The organism is Enterobacter genomosp. O (assembly GCF_001022965.1).
In the GTDB taxonomy this organism is placed as follows: Bacteria; Pseudomonadota; Gammaproteobacteria; order Enterobacterales; family Enterobacteriaceae; genus Enterobacter; species Enterobacter cloacae_L.
Window position 1 is genome coordinate 428,772 of sequence record NZ_LECZ01000025.1, and the last position, 18,843, is coordinate 447,614.

An 18,843-nucleotide genomic window follows, 5' to 3' on the forward strand; every position below is an offset into this window, starting at 1 on the left:
GGATCGGAATGCGTAAGCAGTGGCTGGGGATCTGCATCGCGGCAAGTTTACTTGCGGCCTGCACAAGTGATGATGGTCAGCAACAGGCAACCGTCGCGCCGCCGCAGCCTGCGGTGTGTAATGGCCCGAACGTTGAAATCAGCGGAGCCGATCCCGTTTATGAACCGCTGAATGCCAGTGCTAATCAGGATTACGAGCGCGACGGCAAAAGCTACAAAATTGTTCAGGATCCGTCCCGTTTCAGTCAGGCTGGCTTTGCCGCCATTTATGATGCTGAGCCAGGCAGTAACCTGACGGCCTCCGGGGAAGCGTTCGACCCAATGCAGCTGACTGCGGCACACCCAACGCTGCCGATTCCAAGCTACGCCCGTATCACCAACCTGGCGAACGGCCGTATGATCGTCGTGCGCATCAACGACCGCGGCCCGTACGGGAATGACCGGGTGATTTCCCTGTCTCGCGCGTCCGCCGATCGCCTGAACACCTCGAACAATACCAAAGTCCGTATTGACCCGATTATCGTGGCGCAGGATGGCTCGCTCTCCGGGCCGGGCACCGCGTGTACGACGGTGGCGAAACAGACCTACGCCCTTCCTGACCGTCCAAATCTTGACGGCGGAATGGGAAGCGCCTCGTCTCCGGCAGCACCTTCTCAGCCAGGCGGAGAAATCCGTCCGATCAGCAATGACACCCTGCAAAGCGATGATTCAACCGGCGCACCGGTAAAGAGCAGCGGTTTTCTGGGTGCACCGACGACCTTAGCTTCGGGCGTGCTTGAAGGCAGCGAGCCTACGCCAGCCCCTGCTCCTGTTACAGCTCCTGTTACAGCACCAGCGACCCAACCGGCTCCCGTAACGGCGCCAGCGACTACACAAAGTGCGGCAGTAGCGGCTGCGGCCAGCGGCAGCTATGTGGTTCAGGTTGGCGCAGTGAGCGATCGGGCGCGGGCCCAACAGTATCAACAGCGTCTGAGCCAGCAGTTCGGGGTACCAGGACGCGTTGAACAGAACGGCGCGGTGTGGCGTATTCAGATGGGGCCGTTTGCCAGCAAATCGCAGGCAACGACCCTTCAGCAGCGCTTGCAGAATGAAGCTCAGCTTCAGTCATTTATCGCTGTTGCAAAGTAATTAATCGGCGGTGTCCGAAATGTCAGTTTGTGTAAAACACATTCACAAACTCATGCTTAAAGTCGGATGCCTGCCTGAATAGCATTTGCTATAGTAAGGCACTTTTTTTAATTCCATCACGGATGTCGTAGTTCTGACCATGAAGACCACCTTTTCTGCTCGTTTTGTGCAGCGCATGGCGCTGACCACGGCCCTTTGCGCTGCTGCACTCTCTGCAGCTCACGCCGATGACCTGAATATCAAGACCATGATCCCTGGCGTTCCGCAAATCGATGCGGAATCCTACATCCTGATCGATTACAACTCTGGCAAAGTGCTGGCAGAACAGAATGCCGATGCGCGCCGTGACCCGGCTAGCCTGACCAAAATGATGACCAGCTACGTTATCGGCCAGGCTATGAAGGCAGGTAAATTCAAAGAGTCGGATCTGGTCACCATCGGTAACGATGCGTGGGCAACCGGGAACCCTGTCTTCAAAGGTTCTTCTCTGATGTTCCTGAAGCCGGGTATGCAGGTTCCTGTTTCTCAGCTGATTCGCGGCATCAACCTGCAGTCAGGTAACGATGCCTGCGTGGCAATGGCCGATTTCGCCGCCGGTAGCCAGGATGCCTTCGTGGGTCTGATGAACAGCTACGTGACCGCGCTGGGTCTGAAAAACAGCCATTTCCAGACCGTACACGGCCTGGATGCAGACGGTCAGTACAGCTCCGCACGCGACATGGCCCTGATTGGTCAGGCGCTGATCCGCGATGTACCCAATGAGTACTCTATCTATAAAGAGAAAGAGTTCACCTTCAACGGTATTCGTCAGACCAACCGTAACGGCCTGCTGTGGGATAACAGCCTGAACGTTGACGGCATCAAAACTGGCCATACCGATAAAGCGGGCTACAACCTGGTGGCTTCTGCCACTGAAGGTCAGATGCGTCTGATCTCAGCCGTGATGGGCGGTCGTACCTTTAAAGGCCGCGAAACAGAAAGCAAGAAACTGCTGACCTGGGGCTTCCGTTTCTTCGAAACCGTGAATCCACTGAAAGCAGGCAAGGAGTTTGCTTCTGAACCCGTCTGGTTCGGTGACAACGACCGTGCTTCCCTCGGCGTTGATAAGGACCTGTACCTGACCATTCCTCGCGGTCGTATGAAGGATCTGAAAGCCAGCTACGTCCTGAACAGCACCGAGCTGCATGCCCCGCTGCAGAAAAACCAGGTTGTGGGCACCATTAACTTCCAGCTGGATGGTAAGACGATCGATCAGCGTCCGCTGGTTGTCCTGCAAGAAATTCCTGAGGGCAATTTCTTCGGCAAAATCATTGATTACATTAAATTGATGTTCCATCACTGGTTTGGTTAAAAATTGAACACTTGAAAGTGTGATTTTGATCCCCATATACTAAGTATCCTGATAACTCCCACCTGACGTGGGAGTTATTCTTTTTGACGTTACGCCGGAGCTGACATGAAAACCAAACTTAACGAACTGCTTGAATTCCCTACCTCATTTACCTACAAAGTAATGGGTCTGGCGAAACCTGAGCTGGTTGATCAGGTGGTTGAAGTGGTACAGCGCCATGCGCCGGGTGACTACTCTCCGTCAGTAAAACCAAGCAGCAAGGGCAACTACCACTCGGTTTCTATTACCATCACTGCGACACACATTGAGCAGGTTGAGACGCTGTACGAAGAGCTCGGCAATATCGAAATTGTTCGTATGGTTCTGTAGTCCCTTTGCGGTTACCCGGTTTGCCGGGTAACCCCTCTCCCCCGCTGTGATATACTCCCGCACACCTTTTGTCCCTCGTCTTCGGAGACGCAGTTTTGTATCAGGATAAAATTCTGGTCCGTCACCTCGGGCTGCAACCTTATGAGCCTGTCTCCCAGGCTATGCATGATTTCACCGATTCACGCGATGACAGCACCCCGGATGAGATCTGGCTGGTGGAACACCTGCCGGTATTTACGCAGGGTCAGGCGGGAAAAGCGGAACATTTATTGATGACGGGTGATATCCCGGTGATTCAGAGCGATCGCGGTGGGCAGGTCACTTATCACGGGCCCGGGCAGCAGGTAATGTACGTCCTGTTGAATCTGAAGCGCAGAAAGCTTGGCGTGCGTGAATTGGTTACCTTACTGGAGCAAACCGTCGTCAACACGCTGGCGGAATACGGTATTGACGCGCACCCACGAGCCGATGCGCCGGGTGTCTACGTTGGGGAAATGAAGATCTGCTCTCTGGGACTGCGTATCCGTAAAGGCTGCTCCTTCCACGGCCTCGCATTGAATATTAATATGGATCTCGCGCCTTTCCAGCGCATAAACCCCTGCGGCTACGCCGGCATGGAAATGACGCACATGCGCCAGTGGGTTGAAACCGCGACGCCAGAAACTATTCGTCCCGTACTTTTGAAGAACGTGTTAGCACTACTTAACAATCCCCCGCACGAATATATCCCTGCTTAATATATCGTACAACATGGCTCGCTAATTTGACGAGCCACTGTTTATTTACCGCTTTTGCGCTTTACAATAAACCCCAGATTCTATATTTTCGAAGCGCCCGAATATTACCGTTACATATTATTTAGCCTTACGCAAGCGCGGCAAACACGGCCTAAGTAACGTGAGTGATAATCACACAACTGTTTGTTTTCGATAAACAAGTGAAACAAAACCAACACTTTACGAATCTCTACAAGCATAATAAATAAATTCAACTATCATTCATATTGTGAATGTATACGGAGTGAAAGCGTGGAGTATAATAATTTACCAGCCAAACGCCTGAATGACTCTGGTGGCGAAGACAAGCCGCAAATTTTTCGGACTTTACGTAATATTGATCTCAATTTACTGACTATTTTTGAGGCAGTATATGTCCACAAGGGTATCGTTAACGCTGCGAAAATTCTTAATCTCACGCCATCAGCAATAAGCCAGTCAATTCAAAAGCTACGCGCTATATTCCCCGACCCGTTATTTATCCGTAAGGGCCAGGGGGTGACGCCGACGGCTTACGCCACGCACCTCCATGAGTTCATCAGCCAGGGACTGGAGTCGATTCTGGGCGCTCTGGATTTAACCGGAAGCTACGATAAGCAGAGAACCATCACCATCGGCTGTTCGCCTTCTGTGGGTGTACTGGTAATGCCGGCAATCTTCCAGGCCGTGAAAGAGCATGCGCCACAGCTCCTGCTTCGCAATGTGCCGCTCAATGAACCTGATATTCAGCTTGCCCAGTTCCAGACGGACCTGATTATTGAAAGCGGAAGCTTCAGTGCCAGAGCGCTGGGGCAAAATGTGCTTTATGCGGATAACCTGGTTCTGGTGTGCCGCCAGCAGCATCCCGCCCTCAGCGAGCCGTTGACCCTCGAAAACCTGCGCAACTACGACCACTCTTCTTTCATCACTGAGGGGCAGTCTAATCATGCTCTGCGCCAGCGTATTGATGAAATTTTCCCAGAGCGTCAGATAAGCTTCAGTAGTTACAATATGTTCACTACTGCATCCCTGATCGGCAGCAGCGATATGTTGTGCATCATGCCGGCACGCCTGTATAGCCTGCTGCGGAAATGCTGGCCGCTGGAAAGCATCCCACTCGGGCAACTTAATGCGGAATCTATCGAGATTTCACTGCATTACAACAAACTGAGCTTGCGCGATCCGGTACTTGAAAACGTCATCCGCATTATCCGCCAGGCCTTCTGACAGCTTAAGCCAGCATAAGCCCCTGCGCTTGCAGGGCAAAAGGCACAAAACAACAACTATTTTACAAATTGGCGACGTGGCAGGCTGCTTTAACGACCATTTCAATGATATACTGCCTGTCGTTCGTTCAAAAATAGTTGATAAATACAACATTCCCTTGAATTGAAACGCTTTCCTTCGATATTCGCAACTGGAACACGCACGCTATGAGTAAACCCATTGTGATGGAACGCGGAGTTAAATACCGCGATGCCGATAAAATGGCCCTTATCCCGGTTAAAAACGTGGCTACAGAGCGCGAGGCGCTGTTAAGAAAACCGGAATGGATGAAAATCAAACTTCCGGCTGACTCTTCGCGTATCCAGGGGATCAAAGCGGCGATGCGCAAAAACGGCCTCCACTCCGTCTGTGAAGAAGCCTCTTGCCCGAACCTTGCTGAATGTTTCAACCATGGTACCGCGACGTTTATGATTCTGGGTGCTATCTGTACCCGCCGCTGCCCGTTCTGCGATGTAGCCCATGGCCGTCCAGTTGCACCCGATGCTAACGAACCCCAAAAACTGGCGCAGACCATCGCTGACATGGCGCTGCGTTACGTGGTTATCACGTCCGTTGACCGTGACGATCTGCGTGATGGTGGTGCTCAGCACTTTGCTGATTGCATTACGGCCATTCGCGAGAAAAGCCCAAATATTAAAATTGAGACGCTGGTTCCAGACTTCCGCGGCCGTATGGACCGTGCGCTGGATATCCTGACCGCTACACCGCCAGATGTGTTTAACCACAACCTGGAGAACGTGCCGCGTATTTATCGCCAGGTGCGTCCGGGTGCAGATTATAACTGGTCTCTGAAGCTGCTGGAGCGTTTCAAAGAAGCGCATCCGCATATCCCGACCAAGTCAGGTCTGATGGTGGGTCTGGGTGAAACCAATGAGGAAATCATCGAGGTGATGCGCGATCTTCGCCGCCACGGTGTGACCATGCTGACCCTGGGACAGTATCTGCAGCCAAGCCGCCACCACCTGCCGGTACAGCGCTACGTGAGCCCGGACGAGTTTGATGAAATGAAAGCCGAAGCGCTGGCGATGGGCTTTACCCACGCAGCATGCGGCCCATTTGTTCGCTCCTCATACCATGCCGATATGCAGGCAAAAGGCGAAGAAGTTAAATAATGCTGTAATATTCATTTACAGTAATACAAAAAAACCGGCCTCATGAGCCGGTTTTTTTTCGCAAGCCCTCAGGCATTGCTGTCACTCTTTGTGAGAAAGCTTGTCTGCCGGGACGTCATCCTCGGCGCTTTTCTTCGCAGCCGCATCATCGTCGTTCATCGCTTTCTTGAAGCCTTTGATGGCAGCGCCCAGGTCACCACCCAGCGTGCGTAACTTCTTGGTACCAAACAGCAGGACGACCAGTGCGGCAACCACCAGCAGTTTGGTAATACTAATCTCACCCATAGATACCTTCTTTACTTAAAACAGGCTGCATTCAGCGCCAAAACCTGATTGTATTAACGGTCATTTAGCGCGTGCACACAATAGCAATCTGTAACAAGGTGAATCAAGCATTGTTGAAAAAAACGTCACAATAATTGCGGTGGCGCAAATCGACGATTGCGAAGAACGGGTAATTGCTGACGGGCAAGCGCAATTCTGTCTAAGTTTATCTCCGCCATCAGCAAAACCGGTGCTTCCGCGGCGGCGGCAATCGTCACACCCAGCGGATCAACCACCCTGCTTTGCCCGATGTTTTTAGTACCACACTCTCCTGCGGCAACCATATAACAGGTCGTATCCAGCGCGCGCGCCGCAAGCAGCGTTGACCAGTGGTGCTCTTTTAACGGTCCTTTGACCCACGCAGCAGGCAATACCAGCACGTCCGCGCCCTGTAGCGCCAGATGAAGCGCCAGCTCCGGAAAACGCAGGTCGTAGCAGGTCATCAACCCAACCTTAAACCCGTCAATCTCCAGCAGAGGCGGAACACGGTCTCCGGGGTCAACGCGTCGCGACTCCTTAATGCTAAACGCGTCATAGAGATGTAGCTTGGCGTAACGTGCAACTATTGTCCCGCCGCGAATCACCACGAGCGTATTCACCGCACGATCCGGCGTGGAGGGAACATGAACCGTAAAAATGGTTGTCATCTCGTTGCCGATGCTCTCGGCCAGTAATTGCTGTAAAAATCCGCCGTCCAGAGGCTGTGCCGACTTCACCGACAGATCCGGATCATTATCATCCCTGGCCAGCAGCGCTTCGGGGAGAACTAACAGCGACGCGCCCTTCTGCCGGGCCTGCCTCATCAGGTTGACGCATTTAATCGCATTCTCTTGCCAGTCAGGCGTGACCGCAAATTGCCCTACCGCTACATACATATTTGTCCCCTCATCATAAACGGCGTTAAACTCGCTACTCTTACAATCAAATAGCAGGTATTAAGCGTGTTACAACTACTTTTAGCCGTTTTTATTGGTGGGGGAACGGGTAGCGTTGCGCGATGGTTTCTAAGTATGCGGTTTAACCCCCTGCATCAGGCGATTCCAATGGGAACGCTTGCCGCAAACCTGATTGGTGCCTTTATCATTGGCATGGGGCTGGCCTGGTTTAACCGAATGACGCACATCGACCCCATGTGGAAGGTCTTGATTACAACAGGTTTCTGCGGCGGGTTAACCACCTTCTCCACATTCTCTGCCGAAGTGGTGTTTCTCTTTCAGGAAGGCCGTATCGGCTGGGCGCTGGTGAATATCGCGATTAACATGCTCGGTTCCTTTGCGATGACGGGGATCGCATTCTGGCTGTTTTCTACTGCAAGTACACATTAACGGACGGGACGTTAATGTTGGCTTAATTTTTCTCTGTCACTCTGAATGCAGTACTGAACGAGGGTGACAGAATGAAACAGAGTCTGATGAGCGCAGGAATGGTATTGTTGAGCGTGCTGATCGTTGCCAGCTTCCTGAAAATGTATCTGCTTGGCTGATTCAAAACGAAAAAAACCCGCTCAGTGAGCGGGTTTTGAAATTCTTGCTGACGCGTCTGAATTACAGAGCGATTACGTTAGCAGCAGAAGGGCCTTTGGCACCGTTAGTGATTTCGAACTCTACACGCTGACCTTCAGCCAGAGTTTTGAAACCATTAGACTGGATTGCAGAGAAGTGTACGAACACGTCTTTGCTGCCATCTTCAGGAGTAATGAAACCGAATCCTTTGGACTCATTAAACCACTTAACGTTACCTTTAATCTTAGACATCAAAATTACCTTTACATTAAAAAACGACACAAATGCTGTGTCGGTTACCAGTACATCAATTGTGGGACCTTTTGTCCAGCGGATCTTTGATAAAAAGTGACTAAAGTCGCGTTAATTTTCACTGGCAGATTTTTATCGTTTATGAATCAACGACTGCGCGTTTTTTCACCACCATGTAAAGTTTTTTCAGTTAAAACTGAAAACGCATCCAGGCGAAGTAAACGTTACCGTTGTTATAGGTACCCGGGATATAGGTCATCTGGAACGTTGCAGGGCCGTAGCCAATAGAGGCCAGCGGCAGCAGCACCGGAATCGGAATGTAGTTCCAGTTGTCACGTGCGGTGACCCCGGCGGTATAGCCCAAACCGACGTGGAAGTTCTCGTCCGCTAAGGGTCGCCAGGTTTTCTCCCAGCCGTAACCCCCAATCGGTTCCCATTTATTAAACGAATCTTTAAAGGCCATCAGATAGATGCCATGCCAGTTTCCCTTTTCATCCCAGCGCGACTGGCCAAAACCCGCCCCCCAGGGACGCTCGTTGTATTTATCTGTTTTCTCTTTGTCATAAGCAAAACGCGCATGCCACGTTATCGCCGGAACATAGAGGTCATAATGTTCAGGAGCCGTCCAGGTTTGGGAAACATTATCAGTAAAGGTTGAGAACCAGCCTTTATCCGTCGCGTTGTCTCCTGCCTGTGCAACAGAAGAAAACGTTAACTGCCCAAAAATAAACAACAAAATAGAGAAAAAAGTATTACGTACGATCACAATGCAATTACCATTCTTAGTATTCGAGGCAAAGTTTACCATAAAATAGTTGAATCAAAGCTTAACGACATCGGCGTTATTCCTAATTATTCACCCTCTTTTCTGGAATATTCTTAATAAATGCTGGAGGCAAGTCTGAATAAGCCCATGCAGGGTGTGCCTTTTACCGCTTTAACCTTTTTTATCAGCAACATGCTAAATCACACAAAACATTAACAATCTGTTATCATTGTAAAGACATGTTGCGCTATTTCTGCTGGTCAAGGCTCTCATGACATAAATGTCTGGGTCATGGCAAAAACACGATTGTTCTGTTCTCTAGTCGTCTGTTTATTGATTTTAATCAGCAAGAACGGCCCATTTATTGGGCACATTTCATCCTTCTTTTTTTTATAGATTTTTTGTGCTCCAGTGCAGCAAAGATACAGGGGAAATCATGCTTACGTTAATCGAACTCCTTATTGGAGTCGTCGTCATTGTCGGTGTCGCACGCTACATCATTAAAGGCTACTCGGCCACGGGCGTATTATTCGTTGGCGGGTTAACACTGCTGATTATCAGCGCAATAATGGGGCATCAGGTATTACCTGCCAGCGCTACCAGCACCGGTTATACCGCCACTGATATTGTTGAATACATTAAAATATTGCTCATGAGCCGCGGTGGCGACCTGGGTATGATGATCATGATGCTGTGCGGTTTTGCGGCCTACATGACCCATATCGGCGCCAACGACATGGTGGTTAAGCTTGCCTCGAAACCCCTGCAGTACATCAACTCGCCGTATCTGCTGATGGTCGCCGCCTATTTCCTCGCCTGCCTGATGTCGCTGGCCGTGTCGTCAGCAACCGGCCTCGGCGTACTGCTCATGGCCACGCTGTTCCCGGTCATGGTGAACGTCGGTATCAGCCGTGGTGCGGCAGCGGCAATTTGCGCGTCTCCGGCAGCCATTATTCTCTCCCCGACCTCTGGCGACGTTGTGCTGGCAGCCAAGGCTGCGGAGATGTCACTCATCGACTTCGCCTTTAAAACCACGCTGCCGATCTCGATTGTTGCCATTGTTGGGATGGGCATCGCGCATTTCTTCTGGCAGCGCTATCTCGATAAGAAAGAAAACATCAGCCATGAAATGATGGACGTGAGTGAAATCACCACTACCGCTCCCGCTTTCTACGCCATTCTGCCGTTCACGCCGATTATCGGGGTGCTGATTTTTGACGGAAAATGGGGCCCGCAGCTGCACATCATCACCATTCTGGTCATCTGCATGCTGCTGGCCGCCGTGCTGGAATTTGTGCGCGGCTTTAACACGCAAAAAGTGTTCACGGGTCTGGAAGTGGCGTATCGCGGGATGGCGGATGCCTTCGCTGGCGTGGTGATGCTGCTGGTGGCAGCAGGCGTCTTTGCTCAGGGTCTGAGCACGATTGGCTTTATCCAGAGCCTGATCTCCATTGCCACCTCGTTCGGCTCGGCCAGTATTATCCTGATGCTGGTTCTGGTGGTGCTCACCATGCTCGCGGCCATGACCACCGGCTCCGGTAATGCGCCGTTCTACGCATTCGTTGAGATGATCCCAAAACTGGCCCACTCCTCCGGTATTAACCCGGCGTATCTCTCCATTCCCATGCTGCAGGCCTCAAACCTGGGTCGTACTATTTCGCCGGTATCGGGTGTGGTCGTCGCCGTTGCCGGGATGGCGAAAATCTCGCCATTCGAAGTGGTAAAACGCACCTCAGTGCCCGTTATTGTTGGGCTGATTATCGTGATTATCGCCACGGAAGTGCTGGTTCCCGGCGCAGCCTAAGCTAAATTACTGATATCCAAAAAGCGCCTGCGGGCGCTTTTTGTGCTTTAATAACTTCCAGAAATTAATCATGTTCATTCGATCAGGAAATCATATGTTCAGGAAGGATATCGTTATCCCATCTGGCGCCATGGCGCTTGCACTCTGTGTCTTCTCCGCCCAGGCCGAACCGCTCAAGGCAACGCAGTATGGCGATTTCGATCGCTATGTTCTGGCGCTGTCCTGGCAAACCGGTTTTTGTCAGAGCATGGTCGAGCGCAACCGCAATGAACCTGACGAGTGTCGCCTGCAAAAAGAGGCCGAAAACAAAGCCGATTTTCTGACCGTGCACGGATTATGGCCAGGCCTGCCGAAGTCTATTGCCTCGCGCGGCGTGGATGAACGTCGGTGGATGCGCTTTGGCTGTGCCACGCGTCCCATCCCGAACATGCCGGAAGTGAAGGCCAGCCGCAAATGTGCCGCCGCCGAAACCGGGCTGTCGCTCTCCGGCGCCGCAAAGCTCAACGACGTGATGCCGGGCGCGGGCGGTAATTCCTGCCTGGAACGTTACGAATATGCCAAACATGGCGTCTGCTTTGGTTTTGATCCCGACGCCTATTTCGGCACGATGGTGCGGATGAATCAGGAAGTTAAAACCAGTGCGGTGGGTAAATTCCTCGCCGATAACTACGGAAAAACCGTCAGTCGTAGCAACTTTGACAGTGCCGTCGCCAAAACCTGGGGCAGGGAAAACGTCAAAGCGTTCAAGCTAACCTGCAACGGCAATCCGGCGTATCTGACCGAGATGCAAATTTCGCTGAAGGCAGACACCATTAATAACCCGCTTTCAGCAACGTCGTTTGCACCGCAGCCACATCCGGGTAACTGCGGAAAACAATTCGTGATTGATAAAGCCGGTTACTGACCCGCGCCCGGGCGTACCATATCAAACCGGTTTTCGTCACTGATGCCATAGTAAGCCGTCGGCCCACCCGCACGCAGGATGGGCTGCGCTTTCGCCGTCTGGTATATCCCCTCTTCCAGCAGCGTTTCGGCAATATGAATACCGACCACTTCTCCCAATACCAGCCACGTATCCACCAGCGTGCCGTCGGCTCCGGTAAGCTGAATGCACTGCGACAGGCGGCACTCAAAATTCACCGGACTTTCTGCAACGCGAGGCGCATTCACCAGCTGGCTGGCCGCTGGCGTGAGCCCGGCAAAGCTAAATTCATCCCGATCGTGGGGAAGCATTGCAGAGGTTTGGTTCATGGCCTGAGCGAGGTCGCGCGTCGCCAGGTTCCAGACAAACTCTTTGGTCTCGGTAATATTACGCACGCTGTCCTTCCAGCCGTTGCTGGAAAAGCCGATGATCGGCGGGCGATAGTTAAAGCAGTTAAAGAAGCTGTACGGTGCGAGATTCAGCTGACCGGCATTATCGCATGAGGAGATCCAGCCGATCGGACGTGGACCAATAATAGCGTTCAGCGGGTCATGCGGCAGGCCGTGTCCCTGAGACGGTTGGTAGAAATACATAGTTCTCTCTCGTTGGTGGGCAACGCCCGGATTCAGGACGTTCAGCGTAACGCAATCCGTCCGGAATGCAGACTGAATAAATTTCAGTGAAAATTCATATGGACCATGAATGTGACCTTCATCACTTCAAACTTGCGCGCTCAGCCAGTATCATCGGGAGAGTTAAACCCTCGCTGCCAGACGGCGAGGGTTTTCTTTTGGATTGGTTTCTGCGTGACACGCAGCATTAACGACATGGAGTAAAAATGTCCAGACCTACAATTATCATCAATGAGCTCGACGCAGAACGTATCGACAGGCTGTTAGAAAAAGCAGAGTTTGCCTCACTTCCGGTGGCCGACGCCCTGAATGAAGAGCTTGACCGGGCGCAGATGTGCACCCCTGAGTCAATGCCGCATGACGTGGTCACCATGAACAGCCAGGTAAAATTCCGCAACCTGACCACCGGCGAAGAGCTGACCCGCACGCTGGTTTACCCGTCGCAGATGACGGACAGCAGCACACAGCTTTCTGTCCTTGCTCCTGTGGGTGCCGCACTGCTAGGGCTGCGCACGGGCGATACCATCCACTGGGAATTACCGGGCGGCACCTCTACCCATCTGGAAGTGCTGGCGTTGCTTTACCAGCCAGAAGCCGCGGGCGATTACCTGCGTTAACCTCTTCTGAACAAGCGCCCCCGCTTTGCACAGAGGATGCAGCCGCATCCTCTTTCCGCAAATTCACCCCATTTTCCTATATCGCGCGAAAAGGCCTTAATCCACGCTTAATCTGTTTTGGTGCCGCGGGGACGGTCATGGGTGAAATACTGGCTATCACACTCATTTTTCTGATTTTTGTGGCGATTATCGTCACGGCCGTACTCTACCTTGAACGCCACTGGTAAGCGTGTTTTCTCACGCAACGCCACCCGGGAAAGCATTGACCAGGCCCTTCACTTTTTGCTCTGCGGCCTCAGGCGTTTCTGCACCAGGAACCAGAATGACCTTCCGGCACTCCTCCTCCCGTTTTTCGAAAATCTTATAGGCGCGTTCCGCATCCGCAAGAGGGAGATAGTGGGTCACGATCTCTTCCGGCGTAAGCAGCCCTTTTTCGATAAGCGGTAGCAGCTCACCCAGCCAGGCGTGGACGTGCGTCTGGCCCATCTTAAACGTTAACCCCTTATCAAAGGCATCGCCAAACAGGAAGCCATGAATAAACCCGGCGTACACGCCGGGTACGCTGACTACCCCGCCGCGCCGCACGGCAGCAATGCACTGGCGCAACGCTTTGCCGCTGCTGCCTTCAATTTTCAGGTTGCTGAGGATCGTTTCCGTGGTGCTGCCTTTCGCTTCGAAGCCTACCGCATCGATCACGGCATCAACGCCGCGCTGGCCTGCAGTCTGCCCGATGATTTTTTCCGCTGCGTCGTCGTCGTCATCAAAGTTGATGGGAATTGCCCCGTAACGCGCCTCGGCAAATTGCAGCCGGTAAGGGTGGTGATCGATAACAAAGATTTGCTCAGCCCCTAACAGCCGCGCGCAGGCAATGGTCAGTAGCCCCACCGGCCCGGCGCCGAAAACGGCTACGCTTGAGCCTTTTTGAATTTGCGCATTTTTTGCCGCCTGCCAGGCCGTAGGCAAAATATCGGACAGGAACAGCGCCTTATCGTCAGAAAGAAGCTGCGGGACCTTAAACGGTCCGACGTTACCTTTTGGCACGCGAACGTATTCCGCCTGCCCTCCCGGCACGCCGCCGTAGAGATGGCTATAGCCAAACAGCGCGGCCGGCGCGGGGATTTGCTTTTTATTCAGCGCGGCTCCCTGCCCGGCATTGGTATTCTCACAGGCCGCGTACTGCTGCAGACGGCAAAAGAAACAGTCCCCGCAGGCGATGACAAAGGGGATTACCACGCGATCGCCTTTTTGCAAATTCTTCACCTCTGTTCCGCATTCGACGATTTCCCCCATAAATTCATGGCCAAAAATGTCGCCGTGCTGCACCTTCGGGATCTTTCCGCGATAGAGATGCAAATCGGAGCCGCAGATAGCCGTGGCCGTGACGCGCAGAATGATATCGTCGGGCTGTTCAATGATGGGGTCAGGGACATTCTCGACGCGAACATGGTGCGGACCGTGATACGTAAGTGCTTTCATGCGACCTCCGAAAGGTTCCAGGTAAGTGTATAAGGGTAGCTACCCCTGAAGGCCTGCCCGGGAATACACACCTTTTGAGATTTATCCTGGCGAGATAAGAAAACTGCCGGGGCGCTTACAGAAACCATTTGTATTTTGTGGTTGAATGAGTTCAGCGTTTATAAACAAGGAGAAACGGGTATGTATCAGAGAATCATTATGCCGGTTGATGTTTTTGAGATGGAGCTGAGCGACAAGGCCGTACGTCATGCGGAGTTCCTGGCGCAACAGGACGGCGTTATCCATCTATTGCACGTGCTGCCGGGTTCCGCCAGCCTGAGCCTTCACCGCTTTGCCGCCGACGTGCGTCGCTTCGAGGAGCATTTGCAGCACGAAGCGGAAACGCGCCTGCAAACTATGGTCAGCCATTTCAGCATCGACCCTTCTCGCATTAAAACGCACGTCAGGTTTGGCAGCGTACGCGATGCGGTAAATGAACTGGCGACCGAGCTGAAAGCAGACGTGGTGGTCATCGGTTCGCGCAACCCTTCCATTACCACGCATCTGCTGGGGTCTAACGCCTCCAGCGTGATCCGCCACACCCACATACCGGTGATGGTCGTTAGATAAAAAAAGAGGCCACCTTTCGGTGGCCTCTCGCTATTGCAGGTGTAGTCTTGCTTTCTTTTATTATGCGGTTTTAGTGCGGATCAGATAGTCAAACGAACTCAGAGATGCCTTCGCACCTTCGCCAGTGGCAATGATGATCTGTTTGTACGGCACGGTGGTACAGTCGCCGGCGGCAAATACGCCCTTCACACTGGTCTCGCATTTCGCATCGATGATGATTTCGCCCATGCGGTTGCGCTCAATCGCCCCTTCCAGCCAGGTGGTGTTTGGCAGCAAACCAATCTGCACGAAGATCCCTGAAAGCTGAACGCTGTGAACGTCGCCACTCACGCGGTCGCGGTATTCCAGACCCGTCACTTTGCTGCCGTCGCCCTTCACTTCCGTGGTCTGCGCATTCAGTACGATGTCGACGTTTTTCAGGCTGCGCACTTTATCCTGCAGAACCTGGTCTGCCTTCATCTCTGGCGCAAATTCCAGCAGGGTAACGTGTTCAACGATACCCGCGAGGTCGATAGCCGCTTCCACGCCGGAGTTACCGCCGCCGATCACCGCCACGCGCTTACCTTTGAACAGCGGGCCGTCGCAGTGCGGACAGTAGGTCACGCCTTTGGTGCGATACTGATCTTCACCCGGGACGTTCATGTTGCGCCATTTCGCGCCGGTGGCAATGATAATGCTGCGTGCTTTCAGCACCGCGCCGGAGGCGGTTTCAATCTGGTGTAAACCACCCTCGACCGAAGCCGGCACCAGCCTGCTGGCGCTCTGGCTGTCGATCACGTCCACGTCGTAATCGCTGACGTGCGCCTTCAGCGCGCCGGCCAGCTTCTGGCCCTCGGTTTTCGGTACAGAGATATAGTTTTCGATGTCCACGGTATCGAGCACCTGGCCGCCAAAACGTTCACCCATCAGGCCGGTACGGATCCCTTTACGCGCGGAGTAAACCGCCGCCGCCGCACCCGCCGGGCCGGAACCGACGATCAACACGTCGTACGCATCACGCTTGTTCAGCTCTTCTGCCGCACGTTTTTCAGCACCGGTGTCCACTTTGGCCACGATTTCGGTCAGGGTCATACGGCCCTGGCCGAACTCTTTGCCGTTCATGTAGACAGCCGGAACGCCCATCACGTTGCGATCGGTGATTTCATTCTGGAAGGTACCACCGTCAATCGCCGTGTGCTTGATACGCGGGTTCAGAACCGACATCAGGTTCAGCGCTTGCACCACGTCCGGGCAGTTGTGGCAGGAGAGTGAATAATAGGTTTCAAACTCAAAATCGCCGTCGATATCGCGGATCTGCTCCAGCAGCGCCTGCGCCTCTTTCGACGGGTGGCCGCCAGTCCAGAGCAGCGCCAGCACCAGCGACGTAAATTCATGTCCCAGCGGCGAACCGGCAAAGCGCGGTCCCTGGTCAGAGCCTGGGTTAGTTATCAGGAAAGAAGGCTTACGGACTGCCAGCGTATTATCTTCCTTAAACGTCACTTTCGGTGACAGTTCAGCGATCTCTGCCAGCAGTTCTTTGATTTCTGCCGATTTCGCGCTGTCGTCCAGCGTGGCAATCAGCTCAACGGGTTTGGTCAGTTTCTCAAGGTATGCCTTGAGCTGGGTTTTCATCGTAGTGTCGAGCATTGTTCTTCCCTCTCTTAAAACGTCATCATGCAAGCTGCCTTATACGGGCGGCCTGAATGCAACTTGCATCATGGTGTTAGATGAAATGGGCGCGGGGGGCGCCCATTGATTGCCGGGTGGCACTTCGTTTACCCGGCCTACGATGCTGTAGGCCTGTGCAAGCGCAGCGCCGCCAGGCTTTACAGACTTAGATCTTGCCGACCAGGTCTAAAGATGGAGCCAGAGTCGCTTCGCCTTCTTTCCATTTCGCCGGGCAAACTTCGCCTGGGTGAGACGCTACGTACTGAGCCGCTTTCACTTTACGCAGCAGGTCAGAAGCATCACGGCCGATACCTTCAGCGGTAACTTCGATAGCCTGGATAATGCCCTGCGGGTCAACGACGAAGGTCGCGCGGTCTGCCAGGCCTTCATCTTCACGCATGTTGTCGAAGTTACGGGTCAGGGCGCCAGTCGGGTCACCGATCATCGCGTATTTGATTTTGGCGATGGTTTCAGAGCTGCTGTGCCATGCTTTGTGCGTGAAGTGGGTATCGGTAGACACAGAGTAAACGTCTACGCCCAGCTTCTGCAGTTCGTCATAGTGGTCTGCCACGTCACCCAGTTCAGTCGGGCAAACGAAGGTGAAGTCAGCAGGATAGAAGAAGAACACGCTCCAGCGGCCTTCGGTATCTTTCTCAGTGACTTCAATGAACTCACCGTTTTTGAACGCCTGGTTTTTGAAAGGTTTAATTTTGGTATTAATCAAAGACATCTGTACTTCCTCCGTGTTTTCGTTGAGATGTAAGGTAACCAACTTTGCTCATCGGGGCTAATGCGTATGCTTTATCAAATCAATCAGCCAAACCTTACAACCCGAACAAGACACCGTTGTGAACTGAATAAACGAAAGCCCGATAGTAAAAAGGCCGCCCTGGTGGGCGGCCCTGATACCTGAACTTTCCACAGGAACTTTCAGTGCCGGTAATACTACCGGCGTTGCGTTGCGCTCTACTTACCTTTATATCAAGGCCGTAACAGCCCCCTGATTACAACACCCGTACTGACGCAGGGCAATGGACGCAAGGGGCAATCTTATCTATGGCTGTGATAGGTTTTACCAAACGGTGCAGATCGCGGCGTCATCACCGTAACCGGGGTTTAAATAAAAATGAGTGATAACTCCTTGTCGATATATAAATCACACTACTTTTATTCAATTTTATTTTGTCTTTTAAAGATAAAAATATCTTAATGATTATTGAAGTTCTATTTCATTAATCTATATTCGTGATATATTAAGTTGGTTTTCAATAACAATTAAGTCAGTTAACTATCATGGATGGTAAATAGTTAACTTAGTTCTATAGTTATCAGTGATGTGATAACGCACCGTAGCGCACTCAGGATGAAACATGGCAAATCTTTACGACCTCAAAAAATTCGATCTCAACCTGCTGGTCATTTTCGAATGTATCTACCAGCACCTGAGCATCAGTAAGGCAGCAGAAACGCTCTACATTACACCGTCGGCGGTTAGTCAATCGCTGCAGCGGCTGCGCAACCAGCTCAGCGACCCTCTCTTTATCCGTTCGGGAAAAGGTATCACCCCCACCACGGTAGGCGTCAATCTTCACCATCATCTTGAGCAAAACCTGAATCAGCTTGAGCAGACAATTAACATCATGCATAGCTCTTCGCTGAAGAAAAACTTCGTGATCTACTGCCCTCAGGTACTCTCACCCAAAACCATGCTGGATCCTATGAAGCTATTGATGCGTGAGCATAATTATGAAATTGAACTTCATGATATGTTGCTCACCGGTGAAACCGCAGAAGACTTGCTGGCTTATCGTAAAGCCGATCTGGTTTTTTCGCCGTCGCCCGTCAATAACCGTTCGTTAGTCTGCGTTCCTTTTTCAGAGTATCCGATAGTGCTGGTGTGCAGTCAGGATCATCCCCGCATAGGCGATTTCGCTTCGGTAGAAGAGTTGAAAAAGGAGAAATTTACGCTTTACCTCAGCGATAACCCCGGCGTAAAAAGCTATCAGGCTGAGTCGGAGCAGATCCTGATGGACAGGAACGTGGTTTTCCGCAGTGACTCTTTCTTCTCTATCGTGGCGATGATTGGCGCATCTCATCTGCTCGGCTTTATTCCGGAAGCCATGTATAACCAATATTGTGATGCATTGCGGCTGAAAATAGTCGATACGCCGTTTAAGCTCCCCATCGCTAATATGTTCATGCTTTATAACCGCTCTGCGTTAAATAGCGCCGTTTTCGCTAATTTCATTGCAAAAATAACTGATAAATAATCCGGTCTGGCTGTGAAAATC

General features: G+C 52.2%; 21 protein-coding genes. 13 read left to right on the forward strand and 8 right to left on the reverse strand.

The features are described from left to right. The first annotated feature begins 8 nt into the window (after nt 1–8). From rlpA to lipA, 6 genes are all read left to right on the forward strand, one after another. Nucleotides 9–1,127, forward strand: coding sequence for an endolytic peptidoglycan transglycosylase RlpA (gene rlpA / locus ABR39_RS11960; protein WP_047347104.1), 1,119 nt, complete (start codon nt 9–11; stop codon nt 1,125–1,127). A gap of 139 nt (nt 1,128–1,266) precedes the next feature. Beyond that, nucleotides 1,267–2,478: a D-alanyl-D-alanine carboxypeptidase DacA gene (gene dacA / locus ABR39_RS11965; RefSeq protein WP_014069323.1), complete on the forward strand. Its 1,212-nt coding sequence runs from the start codon at nt 1,267–1,269 to the stop codon at nt 2,476–2,478. 105 nt (nt 2,479–2,583) lie between these two features. Further along, on the forward strand, nt 2,584–2,847 hold the full coding sequence (gene ybeD, locus ABR39_RS11970) for a DUF493 family protein YbeD (RefSeq protein ID WP_006177135.1): 264 nt from the start codon (nt 2,584–2,586) through the stop codon (nt 2,845–2,847). Between the two features lie 95 nt (nt 2,848–2,942). Further along, nucleotides 2,943–3,584 carry a lipoyl(octanoyl) transferase LipB gene (gene lipB, locus ABR39_RS11975; RefSeq protein WP_047347105.1) on the forward strand — a complete coding sequence of 214 codons (642 nt, stop codon included), beginning with the start codon at nt 2,943–2,945 and terminating at the stop codon, nt 3,582–3,584. A 291-nt stretch (nt 3,585–3,875) separates the two neighbouring features. Then, on the forward strand, nt 3,876–4,829 hold the full coding sequence (locus tag ABR39_RS11980; protein WP_047347106.1) for a YbeF family transcriptional regulator: 954 nt from the start codon (nt 3,876–3,878) through the stop codon (nt 4,827–4,829). A 206-nt stretch (nt 4,830–5,035) separates the two neighbouring features. Beyond that, nucleotides 5,036–6,001, forward strand: coding sequence for a lipoyl synthase (gene lipA / locus ABR39_RS11985; protein WP_047347107.1), 966 nt, complete (start codon nt 5,036–5,038; stop codon nt 5,999–6,001). An 81-nt stretch (nt 6,002–6,082) separates the two neighbouring features. On the opposite strand, the gene tatE is transcribed toward lipA, so the two are convergent. Both tatE and ABR39_RS11995 read right to left on the reverse strand, forming a co-directional pair. Then, on the reverse strand, nt 6,083–6,286 hold the full coding sequence (gene tatE / locus ABR39_RS11990; protein ID WP_023310742.1) for a twin-arginine translocase subunit TatE: 204 nt from the start codon (nt 6,284–6,286) through the stop codon (nt 6,083–6,085). A gap of 125 nt (nt 6,287–6,411) precedes the next feature. After that, nucleotides 6,412–7,200, reverse strand: coding sequence for a deaminated glutathione amidase (locus ABR39_RS11995; protein ID WP_047347108.1), 789 nt, complete (start codon nt 7,198–7,200; stop codon nt 6,412–6,414). 66 nt (nt 7,201–7,266) lie between these two features. Here ABR39_RS11995 and crcB point away from each other — a divergent pair, with 66 nt between their 5' ends. After that, the gene (gene crcB / locus ABR39_RS12000; protein ID WP_047347109.1) at nt 7,267–7,650 is read left to right on the forward strand and encodes a fluoride efflux transporter CrcB; all 384 of its coding nucleotides are present in this window, start codon (nt 7,267–7,269) and stop codon (nt 7,648–7,650) included. A 219-nt stretch (nt 7,651–7,869) separates the two neighbouring features. On the opposite strand, the gene cspE is transcribed toward crcB, so the two are convergent. Together cspE and pagP are read right to left on the reverse strand one after the other, a co-directional pair. After that, complete coding sequence (gene cspE / locus ABR39_RS12005; protein WP_002439184.1) at nt 7,870–8,079, reverse strand: transcription antiterminator/RNA stability regulator CspE; 210 nt, start codon at nt 8,077–8,079, stop codon at nt 7,870–7,872. A gap of 190 nt (nt 8,080–8,269) precedes the next feature. After that, nucleotides 8,270–8,887 (reverse strand): lipid IV(A) palmitoyltransferase PagP, encoded by a 618-nt coding sequence (gene pagP, locus ABR39_RS12010; protein ID WP_165587281.1) that lies wholly within the window; start codon nt 8,885–8,887, stop codon nt 8,270–8,272. Between the two features lie 394 nt (nt 8,888–9,281). Between pagP and dcuC the strand changes: the two genes are divergently transcribed. Together dcuC and rna are read left to right on the forward strand one after the other, a co-directional pair. Then, entirely contained in the window at nt 9,282–10,649 is a 1,368-nt protein-coding gene (dcuC, locus tag ABR39_RS12015) for an anaerobic C4-dicarboxylate transporter DcuC (RefSeq protein WP_047347111.1), read from the forward strand. Between the two features lie 94 nt (nt 10,650–10,743). Beyond that, entirely contained in the window at nt 10,744–11,553 is an 810-nt protein-coding gene (rna, locus tag ABR39_RS12020) for a ribonuclease I (RefSeq protein WP_047347112.1), read from the forward strand. Here rna and ABR39_RS12025 read toward each other — a convergent pair. Then, nucleotides 11,547–12,164: a flavin reductase family protein gene (locus tag ABR39_RS12025; RefSeq protein ID WP_047347113.1), complete on the reverse strand. Its 618-nt coding sequence runs from the start codon at nt 12,162–12,164 to the stop codon at nt 11,547–11,549. The two genes, rna and ABR39_RS12025, sit on opposite strands and share 7 nt — an antisense overlap. Before the next feature lie 245 nt (nt 12,165–12,409). On the opposite strand from ABR39_RS12025, the gene rnk reads away from it, so the two are divergent. Together rnk and yldA are read left to right on the forward strand one after the other, a co-directional pair. Continuing rightward, nucleotides 12,410–12,820 (forward strand): nucleoside diphosphate kinase regulator, encoded by a 411-nt coding sequence (gene rnk, locus ABR39_RS12030; protein ID WP_047347114.1) that lies wholly within the window; start codon nt 12,410–12,412, stop codon nt 12,818–12,820. 137 nt (nt 12,821–12,957) lie between these two features. Then, nucleotides 12,958–13,047, forward strand: a complete 90-nt coding sequence (gene yldA / locus ABR39_RS26310) for a small membrane protein YldA (protein WP_276202997.1) — start codon at nt 12,958–12,960, stop codon at nt 13,045–13,047. Between the two features lie 10 nt (nt 13,048–13,057). Here the strand turns inward: yldA and ABR39_RS12035 are convergent, their stop codons facing one another. Beyond that, complete coding sequence (locus ABR39_RS12035) at nt 13,058–14,296, reverse strand: zinc-dependent alcohol dehydrogenase (RefSeq protein ID WP_047347115.1); 1,239 nt, start codon at nt 14,294–14,296, stop codon at nt 13,058–13,060. Nucleotides 14,297–14,476: 180 nt separating this feature from the next. Between ABR39_RS12035 and uspG the strand changes: the two genes are divergently transcribed. Next, nucleotides 14,477–14,905 (forward strand): universal stress protein UspG, encoded by a 429-nt coding sequence (gene uspG, locus ABR39_RS12040; protein ID WP_047347116.1) that lies wholly within the window; start codon nt 14,477–14,479, stop codon nt 14,903–14,905. A gap of 60 nt (nt 14,906–14,965) precedes the next feature. Here the strand turns inward: uspG and ahpF are convergent, their stop codons facing one another. Together ahpF and ahpC are read right to left on the reverse strand one after the other, a co-directional pair. Further along, complete coding sequence (ahpF, locus tag ABR39_RS12045) at nt 14,966–16,531, reverse strand: alkyl hydroperoxide reductase subunit F (RefSeq protein ID WP_047347117.1); 1,566 nt, start codon at nt 16,529–16,531, stop codon at nt 14,966–14,968. Nucleotides 16,532–16,718: 187 nt separating this feature from the next. Beyond that, nucleotides 16,719–17,282 (reverse strand): alkyl hydroperoxide reductase subunit C, encoded by a 564-nt coding sequence (gene ahpC / locus ABR39_RS12050; protein WP_008501015.1) that lies wholly within the window; start codon nt 17,280–17,282, stop codon nt 16,719–16,721. Nucleotides 17,283–17,922: 640 nt separating this feature from the next. Here ahpC and citR point away from each other — a divergent pair. After that, complete coding sequence (citR, locus tag ABR39_RS12055; protein ID WP_047347118.1) at nt 17,923–18,822, forward strand: DNA-binding transcriptional repressor CitR; 900 nt, start codon at nt 17,923–17,925, stop codon at nt 18,820–18,822. Nucleotides 18,823–18,843 lie beyond the last annotated feature (21 nt).

What these genes read in the sequence shown, in the direction of transcription:
- rlpA (WP_047347104.1), top strand. Translation starts at nt 9, where the DNA reads ATGCGTAAGCAGTGGCTGGGGATCTGCATCGCGGCAAGTTTACTTGCG.
- dacA (WP_014069323.1), top strand. Translation starts at nt 1,267, where the DNA reads ATGAAGACCACCTTTTCTGCTCGTTTTGTGCAGCGCATGGCGCTGACC.
- ybeD (WP_006177135.1), top strand. Translation starts at nt 2,584, where the DNA reads ATGAAAACCAAACTTAACGAACTGCTTGAATTCCCTACCTCATTTACC.
- lipA (WP_047347107.1), top strand. Translation starts at nt 5,036, where the DNA reads ATGAGTAAACCCATTGTGATGGAACGCGGAGTTAAATACCGCGATGCC.
- tatE (WP_023310742.1), bottom strand. Translation starts at nt 6,286, where the DNA reads ATGGGTGAGATTAGTATTACCAAACTGCTGGTGGTTGCCGCACTGGTC.
- ABR39_RS11995 (WP_047347108.1), bottom strand. Translation starts at nt 7,200, where the DNA reads ATGTATGTAGCGGTAGGGCAATTTGCGGTCACGCCTGACTGGCAAGAG.
- cspE (WP_002439184.1), bottom strand. Translation starts at nt 8,079, where the DNA reads ATGTCTAAGATTAAAGGTAACGTTAAGTGGTTTAATGAGTCCAAAGGA.
- pagP (WP_165587281.1), bottom strand. Translation starts at nt 8,887, where the DNA reads ATGGTAAACTTTGCCTCGAATACTAAGAATGGTAATTGCATTGTGATC.
- dcuC (WP_047347111.1), top strand. Translation starts at nt 9,282, where the DNA reads ATGCTTACGTTAATCGAACTCCTTATTGGAGTCGTCGTCATTGTCGGT.
- rna (WP_047347112.1), top strand. Translation starts at nt 10,744, where the DNA reads ATGTTCAGGAAGGATATCGTTATCCCATCTGGCGCCATGGCGCTTGCA.
- ABR39_RS12025 (WP_047347113.1), bottom strand. Translation starts at nt 12,164, where the DNA reads ATGTATTTCTACCAACCGTCTCAGGGACACGGCCTGCCGCATGACCCG.
- rnk (WP_047347114.1), top strand. Translation starts at nt 12,410, where the DNA reads ATGTCCAGACCTACAATTATCATCAATGAGCTCGACGCAGAACGTATC.
- yldA (WP_276202997.1), top strand. Translation starts at nt 12,958, where the DNA reads ATGGGTGAAATACTGGCTATCACACTCATTTTTCTGATTTTTGTGGCG.
- ABR39_RS12035 (WP_047347115.1), bottom strand. Translation starts at nt 14,296, where the DNA reads ATGAAAGCACTTACGTATCACGGTCCGCACCATGTTCGCGTCGAGAAT.
- uspG (WP_047347116.1), top strand. Translation starts at nt 14,477, where the DNA reads ATGTATCAGAGAATCATTATGCCGGTTGATGTTTTTGAGATGGAGCTG.
- ahpF (WP_047347117.1), bottom strand. Translation starts at nt 16,531, where the DNA reads ATGCTCGACACTACGATGAAAACCCAGCTCAAGGCATACCTTGAGAAA.
- ahpC (WP_008501015.1), bottom strand. Translation starts at nt 17,282, where the DNA reads ATGTCTTTGATTAATACCAAAATTAAACCTTTCAAAAACCAGGCGTTC.
- citR (WP_047347118.1), top strand. Translation starts at nt 17,923, where the DNA reads ATGGCAAATCTTTACGACCTCAAAAAATTCGATCTCAACCTGCTGGTC.